Genomic DNA, 15,188 nt, shown 5'->3' on the forward strand with positions numbered 1-15,188 from the left:
GAGCGGTCACGCCGCCTCCGGCCCCGGGGTGCGGGGCAGGGCGAACCAGGTGGCCTTGCCGAGGCGGTCGGGCCAGGTGAGATAGCGCTGCGGGTGGCAGCCGTAGAAGCCGTCCGACAGGATGGCGACGATGTGCAGGCCGCGCCCGCGCTCGTCGCCGCTGCCGGGCATCCGCGGCGCGGGCAGCGGGCGCCCGCTGTCGACCACCACGCACACGATCTCTCTCGGGTCGGCGCTCACCGACATCTCGTACGGCGGATCCCCGTACAGCAGCGCGTTGGTGACGATCTCGCTCATCATCAGCACGGCGTCGTCGACCAGCTCGGCGTCCACGCCCAGCTTCTCCAGCGCCTCCCGGGCGGCGGCGCGGGCCTGACCGACCGCCTGGGCGTCTCCGGGCAGCGGCCATGCGTACTGCGTGCGGCTGTGCGGGGCTGGTCGCAGCGTGCTCATGACGGGCCTTTCCCGAGGGCGCTTTTACAGGCTGTACGAAGACAGGAGCGCTCCAGGTTGAATCCCGGTATGTCCCCTGGGCGTGACACCTTCGTCACGCATGGGTCAGGTGGCCGAGGCGATCGCGATGCCGAGACACATCTCGTCGGCGGTGCCGTCGCCCCACACGACGTAGCGCGGGTCGAGTTTCTGAAGCTGCGGGACCTTGGCGCGCAGCCCGGCGTCGTGGGTGCAGGTGACCCGGACCACGTCGCCCCGCTCCACCGCGACGGGCTCGGGCAGCGGCTGCAACGCCTGGTCGTCGAAGTTGTAGGCGGGCACGTCGAGCAGGGTCCTGGCCTCGGGCGTGCCGGGGTTGAGCTCCACCTTGATGGCGCGGCCGAGAAGGTGCATGTGACCGGCCATGGCGTGGATCTCGGCGGGCCACTCGACCGGCAGGTCGCAGTGCTGGGTCGGGCCGGGCTTCGACGGGCCGCACTGCCGTGTCAGCGCCTCGACCTGGCCGAGTGAACTCTCCCCGAACCTGCGGCCGAGGTCCTTGACCGCGGCCGCGCGGTCGCAGAGCGGCCCGGACTCCTCAGGCGTGCAGGGCAGCTCGATCGGGGCGGCGAAGAGCACGGTGTCGAACGGCTGGAGCTCCCGGTCGGTCACCCGCAGCCGGATGCCGGACCGGTCGGTGCCGGGCTTCCCCTCCACGTCGAGCGTGTTGTAGTGCACCTGCATGACGAGCCGGCTGCCCGGCGGCATCGCGTAGCCGTGCGACGGGTCGAGCAGCACCTCTTCGGTGCCGGGCGCCCAGTGCGCCACCCACGAGGCCTCGTCGACCCCGCCGTCGCCGAAGCAGGTGTATCCCTCGCCTGGCGCGCTCTCGTCGAGCCGCTCGGCCTCGGCCACCTGCTCGGGGCCGACCCGGTAGAAGATCGCGTGGTGCACCAGGTCGGTGTTCTGCGGCTGGAACTGGGCGCCGGTGAGGAACACCTGCTTCTCCAGCCCCGGGTCGATGAGGAAGCACCGGTAGTCGTCGGTGCCGCCGTTCGGCGGCGCGGGGCTGTACGCCTCGGGCATGGTGAGGGTCACGAACCGCTCGCCGTCACGCAGCGGCGACGCCTCGGGGGTGTGCGCGCCGTGCCCGGAGTGGCCCACGCCCGGCGGCGGGCCGGTGGCCGTGGCACCGCACGCGGCCAGTAATACCGTCGCGGCCAGAGCGGATGCCGTACGGATCAGTCGTTTCATGCGTGCCACCCTGGCCGGGCGCGCGGCGCGGGTCATCCCTCTGCGGTGCCATCCCGCTCCGCCTGAGGGATGACCCGGCGATCATTGGCCGGCCAGTCCGGTGTGCGCGACGCCGCGCACGATCTGCCGCTGGAACAGCACGAACACCACCATCAGCGGCAGCCCGGCGAGCACCACCGAGGCCATGATCTGCGCGTACCGCAGGCCGAACGTGCCCTGCACCACGTTGGCCAGGCCGACGGGCAGCGTCATGGTGTTCGGGTCGGTGGACACCAGGAACGGCCAGAGGAAGTTGTTCCACGTGGTGATGAACGTGAAGATCGCCACCGCGGCCAGCACCGGCCGTGAGAGCGGCAGCACGATCGTGAAGAACACCCGCCAGCGCCCGGCCCCGTCCACGAACGCGGCCTGCTCCAGCTCCGGCGGCACGTCCTGGAAGAACTTGTACAGGATGTAGACGATCAGCGGCGCCGCGACCTGCGGCAGGATGATCGCCCACCAGGTGTCGACCAGCCCGAGCGCCACCATCTCGGCAAACAGCGGCGCGATGAGCACCTGCGGCGGCACCATGATCCCGGCCAGGATCAGCGCCAGCAGCGCCCGCTGCCCCTTGAACTGGGTGCGCGCGAACCCGTACGCCGCCATCGCCGAGAACAGGACGGTCAGGAAGGTGACGATCACCGCGGTCACGGTGGAGTTGACGGCCCACTTGATGATGCCGCCGGTGCCCAGCACCAGCTCGTAGGCGTCGAGGGTGACGCGGCTGCCCACCCATTCCAGCGGCAGCTTGGTGGTCTCGTCCTCGGGCTTGAGCGAGGTGGCGACCGCCCAGGCGATGGGCGCGATCCAGATGACGGCCAGCACCAGGGCCGCCACCAGAAGGATGAGCTGGCTCACGCTGAACCGCTTGGTCATGACGAGACCTCCGCGCGCTTGCGGAACAGCCGGAGCTGCGCCAGGGAGACGATGACGATCAGGACGAACAGGATGTAGGAGACGGCAGACGCGTAGCCGATGCGGTAGCCGGTGAAGCCGACGTCGTAGGCGTACTCGATGATCGGCCGGGTGGCGTCCTCGGGCCCGCCGCCGGTCATCAGGTAGATCTGGTCGAACACCTTGAGCGAGGCGAGCAGCTGCAGCACGATGATCAACACCGTAGTACGGCTGAGCATGGGCAGCGTGATCGACCGGAGCTTGTCCCAGGCGGACGCCCCGTCGATGGCGGCTGCCTCGTACAGGTGCTGCGGGATCGACTGGAGCGCGGCCAGATAGAGCAGGAAGTTGAAGCCGACCGTCCACCAGACGGTGGTGAGCACCACCGACCACATGGCCGTGCCGGGGTCGCCGAGCCACAGGACGTCGGTGCCGAGCGTGCCGTTGAGCAGACCGTACTCGGGCGGGTAGATCATCTGCAGCCACAGGATCGACACCACGGCCGAGGGCAGCAGGAACGGCCCGAAGAACGACAGCCGCCACAGCCACTGCACGAACCGCAGGTGGTGCACCAGCAGCGCCAGGCCCAGGCCGAGGAGCACCAGCGGGATCGTGCTCAGCACGGTGAAGACGAGCGTGTTCCACAGCGAGCGCCACATGCGCGGGTCGCCGAACGCCTCGGCGTAGTTCGAGAAGCCGACGAAGCGGTCGTTGCTGCCGGCGATGTTGACGTCGGTGAAGCTCATCCGCAGGCCGAGCAGCGTCGGCCAGACGAGGAAGGCGACGTAGACCAGCAGGAAGGGCACCACGAACAACAGCCCGTGCTGCGTCCAGCCCCGCTTGACCTGGGCCTTGGCCGCGGGGGCGGTGGCGGCGGGGGCGGCGACGGTGGTCGTCATCATCGCTCCTCGGCGGGGAAGGGGTTCGGGGCGGACATCAGCCGGTTCAACGCCGCCTTGGCGTTGGCCAGCCCCTCTTCGGGTGTGCGTTCACCGCTGATGACCGGGGAGAACGCGCCGCCGAAGTCGATCCACAGCCGGGAGGCCGATCCGGTGTACCAGACCTGGGGGTCGAGGGCGACGTCGGTGATGACGGAGCGGTACTCCGACTGCGGCTGCAGCGCCAGGTAGTCGGGCTCCTGGAGCGCGGGCAGGTAGGAGGGCACGTGCCCGGCGACGGCCCAGTCGGCGCTGTTCTTCACCAGGTAGGCGATGAACTGGTAGGTGGCCCGTTCCACCTCGGGGTCCCGGTCGCGCTGGTGCGGCAGCACGAACACGTGGCAGTCGGCCTGGGCCGCGCCGTTGCCGAAGACGCTGGGGAAGCGCGTCATGCTGAACGGCGTCTTGCGCTCCTTCAGTCCGGTGACCTCCCAGTCGCCGTTCCACAGGAACGCGGCCTCACTGTTGGTGAACTTGGCCACCGACGCGCCGTAGTCGGTGGTCGGGTCGCACAGCTCTTCCTCGCCGAGCCGGCGCATGAACCGCAGCGCCTCCAGCGCCTTCTGGTCGTCGATGGTGACCTGGCTGCCGTCCTCCGACAGGAGGGTGCCGCCGCTCTGGGGGTAGAGCGAGTACCACACGCGCCAGGGGCCGACGGTGCCGAGGCCGAGCGCGTCGAAGACCAGCGGCGGCTTGCCGCCGAGCGCCTGCTTGGCCTTGCGGAGCTGCTCCAGGAGCTGGTCGGGGCCGGTGGTGGGCTGCAGTTTGCCGTCGGCGCCGAGCAGGCCGGCCTGCTTGCAGACGTCGGTGTTGTAGTACTGCACCATCGGGTGCGCGTCGAACGGCACCGCGTAGAGCGTGCCCTGGTAGTGGGCGCGCTGCCAGATGGGCGGGCTGAAGTCGGCGGGCTTGAGCCCGTGCTCCGCGAGCAGGTCCATGTTGATCGGGTCGAGGATCTCGCCCGCGCCGATGCCGGCGAGCCTGGCCAGGTGGAAGGTGGCGACGTCGGGCGACCGGCCGCCGGCGCCCGCCATGGCGATCTTCGTGTAGTACGGCTCGCCCCAGGCGAGCACGTTCTCCTCGATGAAGACGCCGGGGTTGTCCTTGGCGAACGCGCCGACCATCTGGTTCATGATGATGCCGTCGCTGGCGCCGAGGAAGTGCCAGTACTTCACGCGGGTCTGGGACGATCCGAGCCCCACGGGGAGGGCGCAGCCCGAAGCGGCGGCGCCGAGGAGAGCAAGGCTTCCGCCGAGCAGGTGCCGACGGGTGATCGCTGGGGGGTCTTGCACGGTGGCCTCTTCCTTCACCGAGCTATCGCTTGGCCATGTTCTCGCTGACATCGACGGTTTCAGGGGCAGGGAGACAGGCTGGGATATCCGTCCGGCAGAGCTGCCGGACGGGCTACGCCGCAGGCCGTTCGGGTCGCGAGGCCCCATGTTTCGGCGGGGTTACCCGAGTGTTAGCGGTAACAAGCACTCTGTCAAGAGTCCCCCTGCAACCGCTTGCTTTCCGTGATCCGAAGCGCCCCGCACCCTTGACCCTCGCGCTTGATAACGCTAACAATCTCAAGAGCGCCGACAACCGCAAGGAGCCCCCCGTGCACGACGCCCGCCTCACGATCGATCCCGCGTTCCGGGTGGCGCCGGTGCGGCGCCGCACCTTCGGCACCTTCGTCGAGCACCTGGGCCGGTGCGTCTACACCGGCATCTACGAGCCCGACCACCCGGGCGCCGACGACGACGGCTTCCGCAGCGACGTCCTCGACCTCACCCGCGAGCTGGGCGTCAGCACCGTCCGCTACCCCGGCGGCAACTTCGTCTCCGGCTACCGCTGGGAAGACGGCATCGGCCCGAAGGAGAACCGCCCGCGCCGGCTCGACCTCGCCTGGCACAGCACCGAGACGAACGAGGTCGGCGTCGACGAGTTCGTGCGCTGGTGCCGCAAGGCCGGGGTGGAGCCGATGATGGCGATCAACCTCGGCACCCGCGGCATCGCCGAGGCGGTCGACCTGCTGGAGTACTGCAACCACCCGTCCGGCACCGCGCTGTCCGACCTGCGCGCCGCCTACGGGGCCAAGGAGCCGCACGACATCCGCATGTGGTGCCTCGGCAACGAGATGGACGGCCCCTGGCAGACCGGGCACAAGACCGCCCGCGAGTACGGCCGGCTCGCCGCCGAGACCGCCAGGGCCATGCGCATGGTCGACCCCGCCCTGGAGCTGGTCGCGTGCGGCAGCTCCGGCTCGTCCATGCCCACGTTCGGCGCGTGGGAGGCGACCGTCCTGGAGGAGACGTACGACGTCGTGGACTTCGTCTCCTGCCACGCCTACTACGAGGAGAAGGACGGCGACCTCGGCAGCTTCCTGGCGTGCTCGACCGACATGGAGTACTTCATCCGCTCGGTCGTCGCCACCGCCGACCACGTCGGGGCCAGGCTCAAGTCGCGCAAGCGGATCGACATCTCCTTCGACGAGTGGAACGTCTGGTATCTGTCGCGCTTCCAGGCGGCCGAGCCGCCGCGCGACTGGCCGGTCGCGCCGCCGCTGCTGGAGGACCACTACCACCTGGCGGACGCGGTGGCCTTCGGCGGGCTGCTCATCACCCTGCTGCGCAACAGCGACCGGGTGACGGCCGCCTCCCTGGCCCAGCTCGTCAACGTGATCGCGCCGATCATGACCGAGCCGGGCGGGCGGGCCTGGCGGCAGACCACCTTCCACCCGTTCGCCCAGGCCAGCCGGTACGCCGCCGGCGACGTGCTGCGGGTCGAGCCGGTCTCACCCTCGTACGAGACCGCCGAGTACGGGGAGCAGCCGCTGCTGCACGCGGTCGCCACCCACTCCGACCAGGGCGTCACGATCTTCGCCGTCAACCGGTCCGTGGACGGGCCGCTCTCCCTGGAGCTCGACGCCCGCGCGCTCGGCGGCGCGCGCATCACCTCGGCCACCACCCTCACCGACCCGGACGTCTACGCCCGCAACAGCGCCGACGACCCGGACCGGGTGGCTCCCCGCGCCAACGAGAACGTGGAACAGGACCCGATGCGCGTCCTCCTCCCCCCGGTGAGCTGGAACGTCATCCACCTCTCCTGACATCGGCGGCCGGATTCACGGCCGAAGATGAGCCGACGGCGGGTAGGCGGACGTGCGGTGGCCGTCGAAGGTCTCCAGGCCGGTGAGGCGGTAGCCGTGCTCCGCCTCACTGGCGGCGTTGCCGACGTCGACGACGGCGGCGACGTCCCAGGCGCCCCTGACCTTGTGCTCGACGGTGTAGCGGAACTCGTTGAAGTCGATGGTGGAGTCCTTGAAGGTGTTGACGACGGTGAGCGAACTCCGGCCGGCGGTCAGCTGTGGCGGAATGTGGAAGAGCTGGTCCCTCCATCTGTAGCGAAGCCCGGTGGCGGGCAGCGGGTTCCATTGTCCGGCCGGCGTCCCGTTCACCTGGATGGTGGCACACTGCCGGCCGACGGAGGCATCCAGGCGACGGGTCAGCCGCACTCCGGTGTTGGCCGGGTCGACGGTCACGGTGAACCGGCTCGACCCGCCACGGCCGAACGCACGACCGTCGTCGGTGATGATGGGATTGGGGGCACAGCTGATGAACATCCCCAGGGCACCGGCCACCGCCACGGCTGTCAGGATGACCGGCACCACGACGCGGCGCTGTTTCCAGCGGACGGCCCGAGCCGGAGCCGCCCGCGTTTCGTCGCCCGGCCTTGACGCGGCAGGCATTCGGGCGAGGCAGGCCCGTTCCCAAGCCCGTTCCCACGCCGGAAGGTGTGACTCGGGAACCTGGCAGGCCCGCAGGAACGCCATCATCAGCCCCTTCTTGGGGAAACGCCGGCCGGCCAGCATGTCCGCACAGGTGGCGCGCGGCAGCCGCTCCCCGCCGGCCCGATCGGCCCGTGCCTGCAACTGCCGGAGGGACGCGTCGGACCGCGCGAACTGCTCGGCCAGCAGCGTCACCAGATCCTCATGGCAAGCCACCGACTCCAGGACCGGCCCTGGATCGTCGCCGCCGTCAGGACTCTTGCTCACCTCAGCCCCTGCCCTGATGCCCACTCGCCTCCCACATCCGCCTGAAAAGTGTACGGACGATGACCCTCCGTGTCCGGCGGATGACCTGCCACCGCGGCGGGGTCGCGCGGTGTCCGGGACTGGCCACCTCGCGGACCAGCTCGGACGGGTGTGTCCGAGCCCCTGTTGGACACCCGGCCGCGGCGGCTTCGCTGAGCCGTGAGCCCACCCGGGCAGCGCATCAGCCGCAGGCCGTCACAGGGCGGCGCGGCCGAGCACAGAGAACAGGAGTTCACCCATGTCAGGCATCACCAAGAAGCTGTCCCCCCTCACCCTGCTGACCACCGTCGCGGCCATCAGCGCCGCGCTGCTCACCGCGAGCCCGGCCCCGGCGAGCGCCGCCCAGGAGCGCACCCACATGGCCTCTTCCTGCGGCCTCTACCGGGACGGCGACGCGGCCATGTACAAGAACTGCGCCGGCGCCAACCAGAACATCTTCGTCACCTACTGGGTGGGCGGGAACACCTACTTCTGCGTGCCGGCGGGCGCGGCGAGGTACGTCGGCCAGTGGCGCTTCGTGTTCAGGGCGTACGAACGAGGCGGCTGCTGACCCGCGCACGACTCCGGGCCGTACGGGCGCCACCCGTACGGCCCGGCCCGTCGCGCTACGGGGCGGGGGCGGTGCTCTCGCGGACGACGAGCTGGGGTTCGACCAGGCGGCGGGCCGGCTCGGTGTGCCCCGCCATGCGGTCGAGCAGCAGGTGGAAGGCGTGCCTGCCGACCTCGCCGAACTCCTGGCGTACCGTCGTCAGCGGCGGCCAGAAGTAGGCCGCCTCGGGGATGTCGTCGAAGCCCACCACGCTCACGTCGTCGGGCACCCGGCGGCCGGCCTCGCGCAGGGCCCGCATGAGGCCGAGCGCCATCTGGTCGTTGCCCACGAAGATCGCCGTCACCGAGGGGTCGTCGGCCAGCATCCGGCCGAGCTCGTGGCCGGAGCGCGGGCTCCAGTCGCCGCGCAGCGGCTCGGGGACCGGGCGGCCCGAGGACTCCAGCACCTGCCGCCAGCCGTCGATCCGGTAGTTGGCGTCGAGCCAGTCGACGGGCCCGCCCAGGTGGTGGACGGTGCGGTGGCCCAGGTCGAGCAGGTGGCGGGTGGCCCGGGCCGCCCCGGCGCGCTGGTCGACGGTGACGACGGGGACGGGGATGTCCTCCCCTGCGTCGACCGCCACCACGGGCAGGTCGCGCGGCAGGTGGCGCAGGCCGTCGGCGGCGGATTCGTGCGGGGCGAGGATGACGACGCCGTCGACCGCCTGGGCGCGCAGCCGCCGCACCGCCTCCTCGATGGACCGCCTGCTGAGCAGGCTCAGGCTGGCGATGCTGACGCTGTAGCCGCTGAGCCTGGCCGTCTGCTCGATGCAGTAGAGAGTGGACGCGGGACCGTACAGGGTGGTGTCGATGCTGACCACGCCGAGCACGCCCGAGCGGCCGGTGACGAGCTGGCGCGCGGCCAGGTTGGGCCAGTAGTCGAGCTCGCGCACGGCGGCGAGCACCCGCTCACGGGTCTCCGCGCGCACCCGGTGCGGCGCGTTGAGCACCCGTGAGACCGTCATCGCCGAGACACCCGCCAGTGCTGCCACGTCACCCAGCACCGCGGGCCTGCGCGGAGCCGCGGGTTCGTCTCCTTTGCCGGCCATGCGCTCACCCCCCACTTCTTTTGCAATAACGCTAACAGGGGGATAACCGATTTCGCGGCCAGGCTCTCCATCAAACGATTGACGGAGTCTGCCGGCAGAACTAGGTTCGGTCCATGAGCCCTCCGGAGAACCCGCAGGCCGCCGTGATCCTCAAGGCGGCCACGGAGCTGTTCGCGGCCCACGGCTACGACGGCGCCTCCACCAGGAAGATCGCCGACGCGGCCGGGCTGAACATCGCCACCGTCAACTACCACGTGGGCGGCAAGCGCGAGCTCTACCTGGCGGTGATGGAGCGCGCCCACCGCGCCGAACGCGCGGCGCTGGAGTCGGCGCTGGCCGCGATGCCCGGCGGCGACCCGGTGACCGCGATCCACCACCTGATCGACGCCTACCTCGACTTCTGCGTGGCCCACCCGGAGGTGCCCGCGCTGTGGATGCACCGCTGGCTCTCCGACGCCGGCGACGTGAACGAGCTGGAGCGCCGGTACGTGACCCCGCTCGTCACGACGGTGACCACCACCCTGCGCCCGCTGATCGACAGCCGGGTGGACGTGGAGTACGCGCTCTGGTCGGTGATCTGGTGCGTGCACGGCTTCGCCAAGGGCGGCGTGCTCGACGCCGACGGCCGGCGGCGCGGCGTGGGCGACCCGGCGGCGCTGCGCCGCTTCCGCGGCTACCTGCACCTGTCCGTGCACCGCGCGCTGGGCCTGCCGGGTGAGGCGCCATGACGGCGCTGGCGGGCGAGCGGCTCGGCCGGGGGCGGCTGCTCGGCTACGGCGTGGGCTCCGTCGGCACCGGCGTGTTCTCCACCGTGCCCGGCCTGCTGCTCCTGTACTACCTGACCGACATGCTCGGCGTGCCCGCCGCGCTCGCGGGCGCGGTGCTGGTCGCGCCGAAGATCTGGGACGTGCTGCTCAACCCGCTGGTGGGCGCCGTCAGCGACCGCGAGGCGGTGCGCACCGCCCGCCGCACCCGCCTGCTGCTGACCGGGGCTGGGCTGCTGCCGGTGGCGTTCGCGCTGATGTTCGCGGTGCCGGAAGGCGTGCCCGGCGCGCTCTGGACCGGGGTCGCGTTCCTGCTGGCGGCGACCGCGTTCGCCTTCTTCCAGGTCCCGTACGTGGCGCTGCCCACGGAGATGTCGCCGTCGCCGTCGGAGCGCACCCGGATCATGTCGTGGCGGGTGGTCTGCCTGACCGTCGGCATCCTGGTCGCGGGCGGGCTCGCCCCGGCCGTGGTGGACCTGGCGGGCGGCGGCAGGCCCGGCTACGTCGTCATGGGCGTGGTGATCGGCGCGGTGATGGCCGCCGCGCTGTTCACCGCCACGCTCTCGACCCGCTGGGTGGCCTCCGCGCCGGGGCCCAAGCCGCTCGGGGCGGTGGCGGCGTTCCGGCTCGCCCGCGGCAACGCGCCGTTCTTCGCGCTGCTGGCGGCGTTCGTCGTGCAGGCGCTGGCGGTGGCGGTGATGCTGGCGGGCGCCCCGTACGTGGCCGCGTACCGGTTCGGCGACTACACGCTGACGACGGTGATGTTCGTCTGCCTGGTGGCGCCCAGCATGCCGGCCGTCCCGGTGTGGGCGCGGCTGGCCGGCCGGTACGGCCCGGTCCGCTGCTACCTGGCCGCCTCGATCGGGTTCGGCGTGGTGGCGGTGGCGCTGGTCCCGGCGATCTCCCTGCGGGCGACGGCCGTCACGCTGGCGCTGATCGCGGTCGCCGGGATCTGCTACGCGGCGCTGCAACTGCTCCCGCTGGCCATGCTGCCCGACACCGTGCACGCCGACGCCGTCCGCACCGGGCACGCGCAGGCGGGCGCGTTCACCGGGCTGTGGACCGCGGGCGAGACGGCCGGGCTGGCGCTCGGCCCCGGCCTGTACGCGCTGGTGCTGTCGGTCGCGGGGTTCGTCTCCGCGTCCGCCGAGACGCCGGTCGCTCAGGAGCCCGCCGCGCTGACCGGGCTGCTGCTCGGGTTCACCGCGCTGCCCGCCCTGCTCATCCTGCTCAGCCTGCCGTTCATCGTCCGCTACGGCCGGCTCGCCACCTCACCGAAGGAGAACCGTTGAACCTGCCCGAGACCGGGAGGACGGCCGAGGACCTGCTCGCGGAGCTGGCCCGGCTCACCGAGCACGACCTGCCCGTGCGGGGCGGTCAGGTGACCTCCTACGTGTACGACACCGGACGGCCCGAGGTGCACGAGGCGGCGGCCCGCGGCTACGCCGCGATGCTGGAGGTCAACTGCCTCGACCCGACGGCGTTCCCGAGCATCGTCGAGATGGAGAAGCAGGTCGTCGGCGCGGTCGCCGACCTGCTCGGCGGCGGTCACGGCATCTTCACCAGCGGCGGCACCGAGTCGATCATGCTGGCGGTGAAGGCCGCCCGCGACGCGGCCGCCAGGCCCCGGCCCAACCTGGTGCTGCCGGTCACCGCCCACCCGGCCTTCCACAAGGCCGCCCACTACCTGGGCGTCGAGGTCAGGGCGGTGCCGGTGGACCTGGAGACGTTCCAGGCCGACGTGCGGGCGATCTCCTCGTCCATCGACGAGAACACGGTGCTGGTCGTCGCGTCCGCTCCCTCGTACCCGCAAGGGGTGGTCGACCCGGTCGGCGAGATCGCCGGGATCGCGGCGCGGGCCGGGGTGTCCTGTCACGTGGACGCGTGCGTGGGCGGCTGGCTGCTGCCGTGGCTGCGCGAGGCGGGGGCGGACGTGCCGCCGTTCGACCTGTCGGTGCCGGGGGTGACGTCGATCTCCTGCGACCTGCACAAGTTCGGGTACGCGCCCAAGGGGGCGTCGGTGGTGCTGTTCGCCGACCCGGCGATGCGGCGGCGGGCCTACTTCGCGTCGGCGGCCTGGCCCGGCTACACGATCATCAACGCGACCGTGCAGAGCTCCCGTTCCGCCGGGCCGCTCGGCGGCGCCTGGGCCACCCTCCAGGCCCTCGGCCGGGAAGGATACGTCGAGCTGGGGCGGGCCACGCTGGAGGCGGCGAACCGGCTGCGCGCGGGCCTGGCCGGGATCGGCGGGCTGCGCGTGCTCGGCTCGCCCGGGTCGACGCTGGTCGCGTTCACCGGCGAGGACGTGGACGTGTTCACGCTCGCCGACGAGGCGCGGGCCCGCGGCTGGTTCCTGCAGCCGCAGCTCTCGTACGCCGGGATCCCGGCGAACCTGCACGTCACCGTCACGGGCGTGACGCTGGCCGGGGTCGACGCGATGCTGAAGGTGATCGCCGAGTCGGCGGAGTCGGCCCGCAATCTCGGCCCGCCCGCCGTCCCCGACGGGCTGGTCGAGCTGATCACCGGGCTGGACCTGGACGCGCTGGACGACGCCACCTTCGCGGAACTGGCCGCCTCCGTGGGCGTCGACCTGCGTCCGGGCGCGGGTCAGCCCCGGATGGCCGTGGTCAACGCCGTGCTGGACGCGCTCCCGGCCGAGCTGCGGGAGGCGATCCTGATCCGATTCCTGTCGGTGATCTACAGCTAGTACGGTCTGCGTTCGTGCCCCCGTTACCGCGCCTCTCCCTCGCCGCCTGGTCGGCCGCCGCCCTGGTCGCCCTGGTGCCCACCTGGTGGGCGTGGGAGGAGCGGCTGGCGCCGGAGGGCCTCCCCTACATCGTCGGCCTGGTGCGCCCGTACCCGCGCTTCTCCGGGACGCCGGTGCTGACGCCGCTGCTCACCCACCTCGGCGCGGTCGCGACGGCCGCCGTGACCTGGGCGCTCCCGGCCGTCCTGGTGCTGGCCGGGTTCGTCGGCCGCCTGCGCCAGGCGAACCCGGAGGCGGCGGCGCGGCGGGTCGCCTGGGGGCTGGTGACTTTGGCGGCCGTCAGGTCGGTCTCCGCGGACTTCACCATCCTGGTGCTCAGCCCCGAATGGTTCGCCGACGTCGCCGGTCAATGGGGGCCCGACCAGCTCTGCTATCTGCTCGCGGCCACCCTGGTCCTGCTCGCCCCACCGGGCCGGCCGTCCCACCCGGCCCCCGCCCTCCAGCCCCTCGGCCTGCGGGCGGCGGCCCTGGCAGCCGACTACGCGATCTTCCTCGTGGCCTGGGGCCTGGTGGACCTCCTCCTCGACGGCCGCTACCGGCCCAGGTCCGGCCTGCTCTTCTCCTGGCCTGGCCTTCGCCTGGAGGACCTGGCCCTGGTGGCGCTGCTCTTCCTGTACGTCTGGATTCCCCGCGGCACCACACCTGGCAAACGCCTGCTCGGACTCCGGGTGGAGGGCGCCGGGCCGGGGAAGGCGGCGCTGCGGGCGCTGCTCTTCCCCGTCGCCGTGCTGTGGCCAACTTACGGGCTGCTGTGGCTGGCCCTTGACGTCCTGTGGTCGTTCGTCGACAAGGAAGGGCACCTGCTCCACGACCGCCTCCTGGACACCTCGGTCAGGTGTTCGACGTCGAGGATGACGTGAGGCTGATCGCCACACTACGCTGTGGACATGGGGCGACAGGCTGACAGGGCGCGCGCGGCGTTGGTCGCGCTGCTTCGCCGGACGCCCACGGAGAAGAGCGAGCGCGACGTCGTCCAGAAGCTCACCGAAGGCGCATCGGCCGAGACGCTGCTGCGTGCCTGCCTCGCCCCCGTGGACCTGTTCTCCGACCCCCTGGACGAAGCGATCGATCAGGCCGAGGAAGAGATCGCCGGCTGGAACCGGGAGGGCATCCAGGTCATCACCCTGGGCGATGACGCATACCCCTGCCCGCTGAGGGATGTGTTCGATCGGCCTCCGCTGCTGTTCGCACGGGGACAGGTCCTCAACGACGACAACGGGGTCGCCGTCGTCGGTTCCCGGACGGTCTCGCCGGAAGGCCGATCATTGGCGACCACCCTGGCCACACGGCTGGTGGAGCGCGGGCTCACCGTGGTCTCGGGCCTGGCGGCCGGGGTCGACACCGCCGCGCACCAGGCCGCGCTCAGGGCCGGCGGGCGGACGGTGGCGGTCATCGGCACCGGCATCCGGCGCCACTTCCCCCCGGAGAATCTCGAGCTTCACCGAGAGGTCGCCGAGCAAGGGGCCGTGCTCTCCCAGTTCTGGCCGGACAGAGGGCCGGACAAGACGACGTTCCCCATACGCAACGGCACGATGTCGGGCTACAGCCTGGCCACGATCATCGTCGAGGCGAGCGAACGCAGCGGCACGCGCATCCAGGCGCGCAAGGCGGTGGAGCACGGTCGTCCGGTGATCCTGATGCGATCGGTGCTCGACCGCACGGAGTGGGGACGAGCTACGGCGCGCAAGCCCGACGTCCACGTGGCTCAGGACGCCCGCGAGGCGATGGCCATCGTCGACGATCTGCTCGACCGTCCCCAGCAACTCGAGGACCTGCTCTCGAGGATCGGCTGACTCATTGGCGGAGACATCCTCCCGGCTCCGGGACATGATCCGCGACCGCCTCGGCGCCATCATGACGAACCCCCTCTGGATCCCGAATGTCACCTGCGACGTCTGCACAGGACCCGTATCCGAGGACTACCGAAGGTGCTACCGCTGCAGCATGGATGCCCGTCAGGGCGTGCTGCCGGTCGCGCGTCGAGTCGTTCCTCTGACCTATGCCGTCGCGGGCACCCAGGCCGACCGGGACATGTACCGCTACAAAGAACCCATTCCCGAGGCATATCGGCTCCGCAATCCCTCCTACCAACGGCTCCTCCTTCTCCTCATGGGATTCGCCGATGTCCATGCTCGGTGTCTCGACACGTTCGCGTCCGAGCCTGTCACCGGGATGGCGGTGGTGCCCCACCAGCGGCTGTGGCCAACCGGCACCTCGTTCTCCTGGAGGACACATGGGTCCAGGGCGGTCACGCACAGTCAGCGGCGGCGACGCTCCTTCTCGCGGGCGCGGCTGAAGTGACCATCGTGGTCATCGCACGCCGCATTCGGACCGACTACAAGCCCGCCAACACTGAAGCTGCCTTTCAACGGATTCTCGCCGAGCGTGAGT

General features: G+C 71.3%; 15 protein-coding genes. 8 read left to right on the plus strand and 7 right to left on the minus strand.

Annotated elements, in window-relative coordinates; all coding sequences use genetic code 11:
* Positions 1 to 6: 6 nt before the first annotated feature.
* The 5 genes from ACGFI7_RS23690 to ACGFI7_RS23710 form a co-directional block, all read right to left on the minus strand.
* Positions 7 to 453 carry an ATP-binding protein gene (locus ACGFI7_RS23690; protein ID WP_393408057.1) on the minus strand — a complete coding sequence of 149 codons (447 nt, stop codon included), beginning with the start codon at positions 451 to 453 and terminating at the stop codon, positions 7 to 9.
* Between the two features lie 105 nt (positions 454 to 558).
* On the minus strand, positions 559 to 1,686 hold the full coding sequence (locus ACGFI7_RS23695) for a monooxygenase (protein ID WP_393408060.1): 1,128 nt from the start codon (positions 1,684 to 1,686) through the stop codon (positions 559 to 561).
* Positions 1,687 to 1,767: 81 nt separating this feature from the next.
* Entirely contained in the window at positions 1,768 to 2,601 is an 834-nt protein-coding gene (locus ACGFI7_RS23700; RefSeq protein ID WP_393408062.1) for a carbohydrate ABC transporter permease, read from the minus strand.
* Positions 2,598 to 3,518 (minus strand): carbohydrate ABC transporter permease, encoded by a 921-nt coding sequence (locus ACGFI7_RS23705; RefSeq protein ID WP_393408607.1) that lies wholly within the window; start codon positions 3,516 to 3,518, stop codon positions 2,598 to 2,600. The genes ACGFI7_RS23700 and ACGFI7_RS23705 overlap by 4 nt, the downstream gene beginning before the upstream one ends.
* Positions 3,518 to 4,732, minus strand: coding sequence for an extracellular solute-binding protein (locus ACGFI7_RS23710; RefSeq protein ID WP_393408065.1), 1,215 nt, complete (start codon positions 4,730 to 4,732; stop codon positions 3,518 to 3,520). Before ACGFI7_RS23710 ends, ACGFI7_RS23705 begins: the two co-directional genes overlap by 1 nt.
* 425 nt (positions 4,733 to 5,157) lie before the next feature.
* Between ACGFI7_RS23710 and ACGFI7_RS23715 the strand changes: the two genes are divergently transcribed.
* Positions 5,158 to 6,648, plus strand: coding sequence for an alpha-N-arabinofuranosidase (locus ACGFI7_RS23715; RefSeq protein ID WP_393408067.1), 1,491 nt, complete (start codon positions 5,158 to 5,160; stop codon positions 6,646 to 6,648).
* A gap of 15 nt (positions 6,649 to 6,663) precedes the next feature.
* Here the strand turns inward: ACGFI7_RS23715 and ACGFI7_RS23720 are convergent, their stop codons facing one another.
* On the minus strand, positions 6,664 to 7,521 hold the full coding sequence (locus ACGFI7_RS23720; RefSeq protein WP_393408070.1) for a hypothetical protein: 858 nt from the start codon (positions 7,519 to 7,521) through the stop codon (positions 6,664 to 6,666).
* Between the two features lie 349 nt (positions 7,522 to 7,870).
* On the opposite strand from ACGFI7_RS23720, the gene ACGFI7_RS23725 reads away from it, so the two are divergent.
* The gene (locus ACGFI7_RS23725) at positions 7,871 to 8,182 is read left to right on the plus strand and encodes a hypothetical protein (protein ID WP_393408073.1); all 312 of its coding nucleotides are present in this window, start codon (positions 7,871 to 7,873) and stop codon (positions 8,180 to 8,182) included.
* A gap of 55 nt (positions 8,183 to 8,237) precedes the next feature.
* On the opposite strand, the gene ACGFI7_RS23730 is transcribed toward ACGFI7_RS23725, so the two are convergent.
* Positions 8,238 to 9,266 (minus strand): LacI family DNA-binding transcriptional regulator, encoded by a 1,029-nt coding sequence (locus ACGFI7_RS23730; RefSeq protein ID WP_393408075.1) that lies wholly within the window; start codon positions 9,264 to 9,266, stop codon positions 8,238 to 8,240.
* A gap of 113 nt (positions 9,267 to 9,379) precedes the next feature.
* Between ACGFI7_RS23730 and ACGFI7_RS23735 the strand changes: the two genes are divergently transcribed.
* The 6 genes from ACGFI7_RS23735 to ACGFI7_RS23760 are packed head-to-tail and all read left to right on the plus strand — an operon-like array spanning position 9,380 to position 15,098.
* Positions 9,380 to 9,994: a TetR/AcrR family transcriptional regulator gene (locus tag ACGFI7_RS23735; RefSeq protein ID WP_393408078.1), complete on the plus strand. Its 615-nt coding sequence runs from the start codon at positions 9,380 to 9,382 to the stop codon at positions 9,992 to 9,994.
* Entirely contained in the window at positions 9,991 to 11,322 is a 1,332-nt protein-coding gene (locus ACGFI7_RS23740) for an MFS transporter (protein WP_393408081.1), read from the plus strand. The genes ACGFI7_RS23735 and ACGFI7_RS23740 overlap by 4 nt, the downstream gene beginning before the upstream one ends.
* Positions 11,319 to 12,737, plus strand: coding sequence for a pyridoxal phosphate-dependent decarboxylase family protein (locus ACGFI7_RS23745; RefSeq protein WP_393408083.1), 1,419 nt, complete (start codon positions 11,319 to 11,321; stop codon positions 12,735 to 12,737). The genes ACGFI7_RS23740 and ACGFI7_RS23745 overlap by 4 nt, the downstream gene beginning before the upstream one ends.
* Before the next feature lie 14 nt (positions 12,738 to 12,751).
* Entirely contained in the window at positions 12,752 to 13,657 is a 906-nt protein-coding gene (locus tag ACGFI7_RS23750) for an RDD family protein (RefSeq protein ID WP_393408086.1), read from the plus strand.
* 27 nt (positions 13,658 to 13,684) lie between these two features.
* A complete protein-coding gene (locus ACGFI7_RS23755) occupies positions 13,685 to 14,590 on the plus strand; it encodes a DNA-processing protein DprA (RefSeq protein WP_393408088.1) in 906 nt (301 codons plus the stop codon).
* 34 nt (positions 14,591 to 14,624) lie between these two features.
* Complete coding sequence (locus tag ACGFI7_RS23760) at positions 14,625 to 15,098, plus strand: hypothetical protein (protein WP_393408090.1); 474 nt, start codon at positions 14,625 to 14,627, stop codon at positions 15,096 to 15,098.
* The last annotated feature ends 90 nt before the right edge of the window (positions 15,099 to 15,188 follow it).

It is taken from the genome of Nonomuraea sp. NPDC048826, assembly GCF_043198225.1.
In the GTDB taxonomy this organism is placed as follows: Bacteria; Actinomycetota; Actinomycetes; order Streptosporangiales; family Streptosporangiaceae; genus Nonomuraea.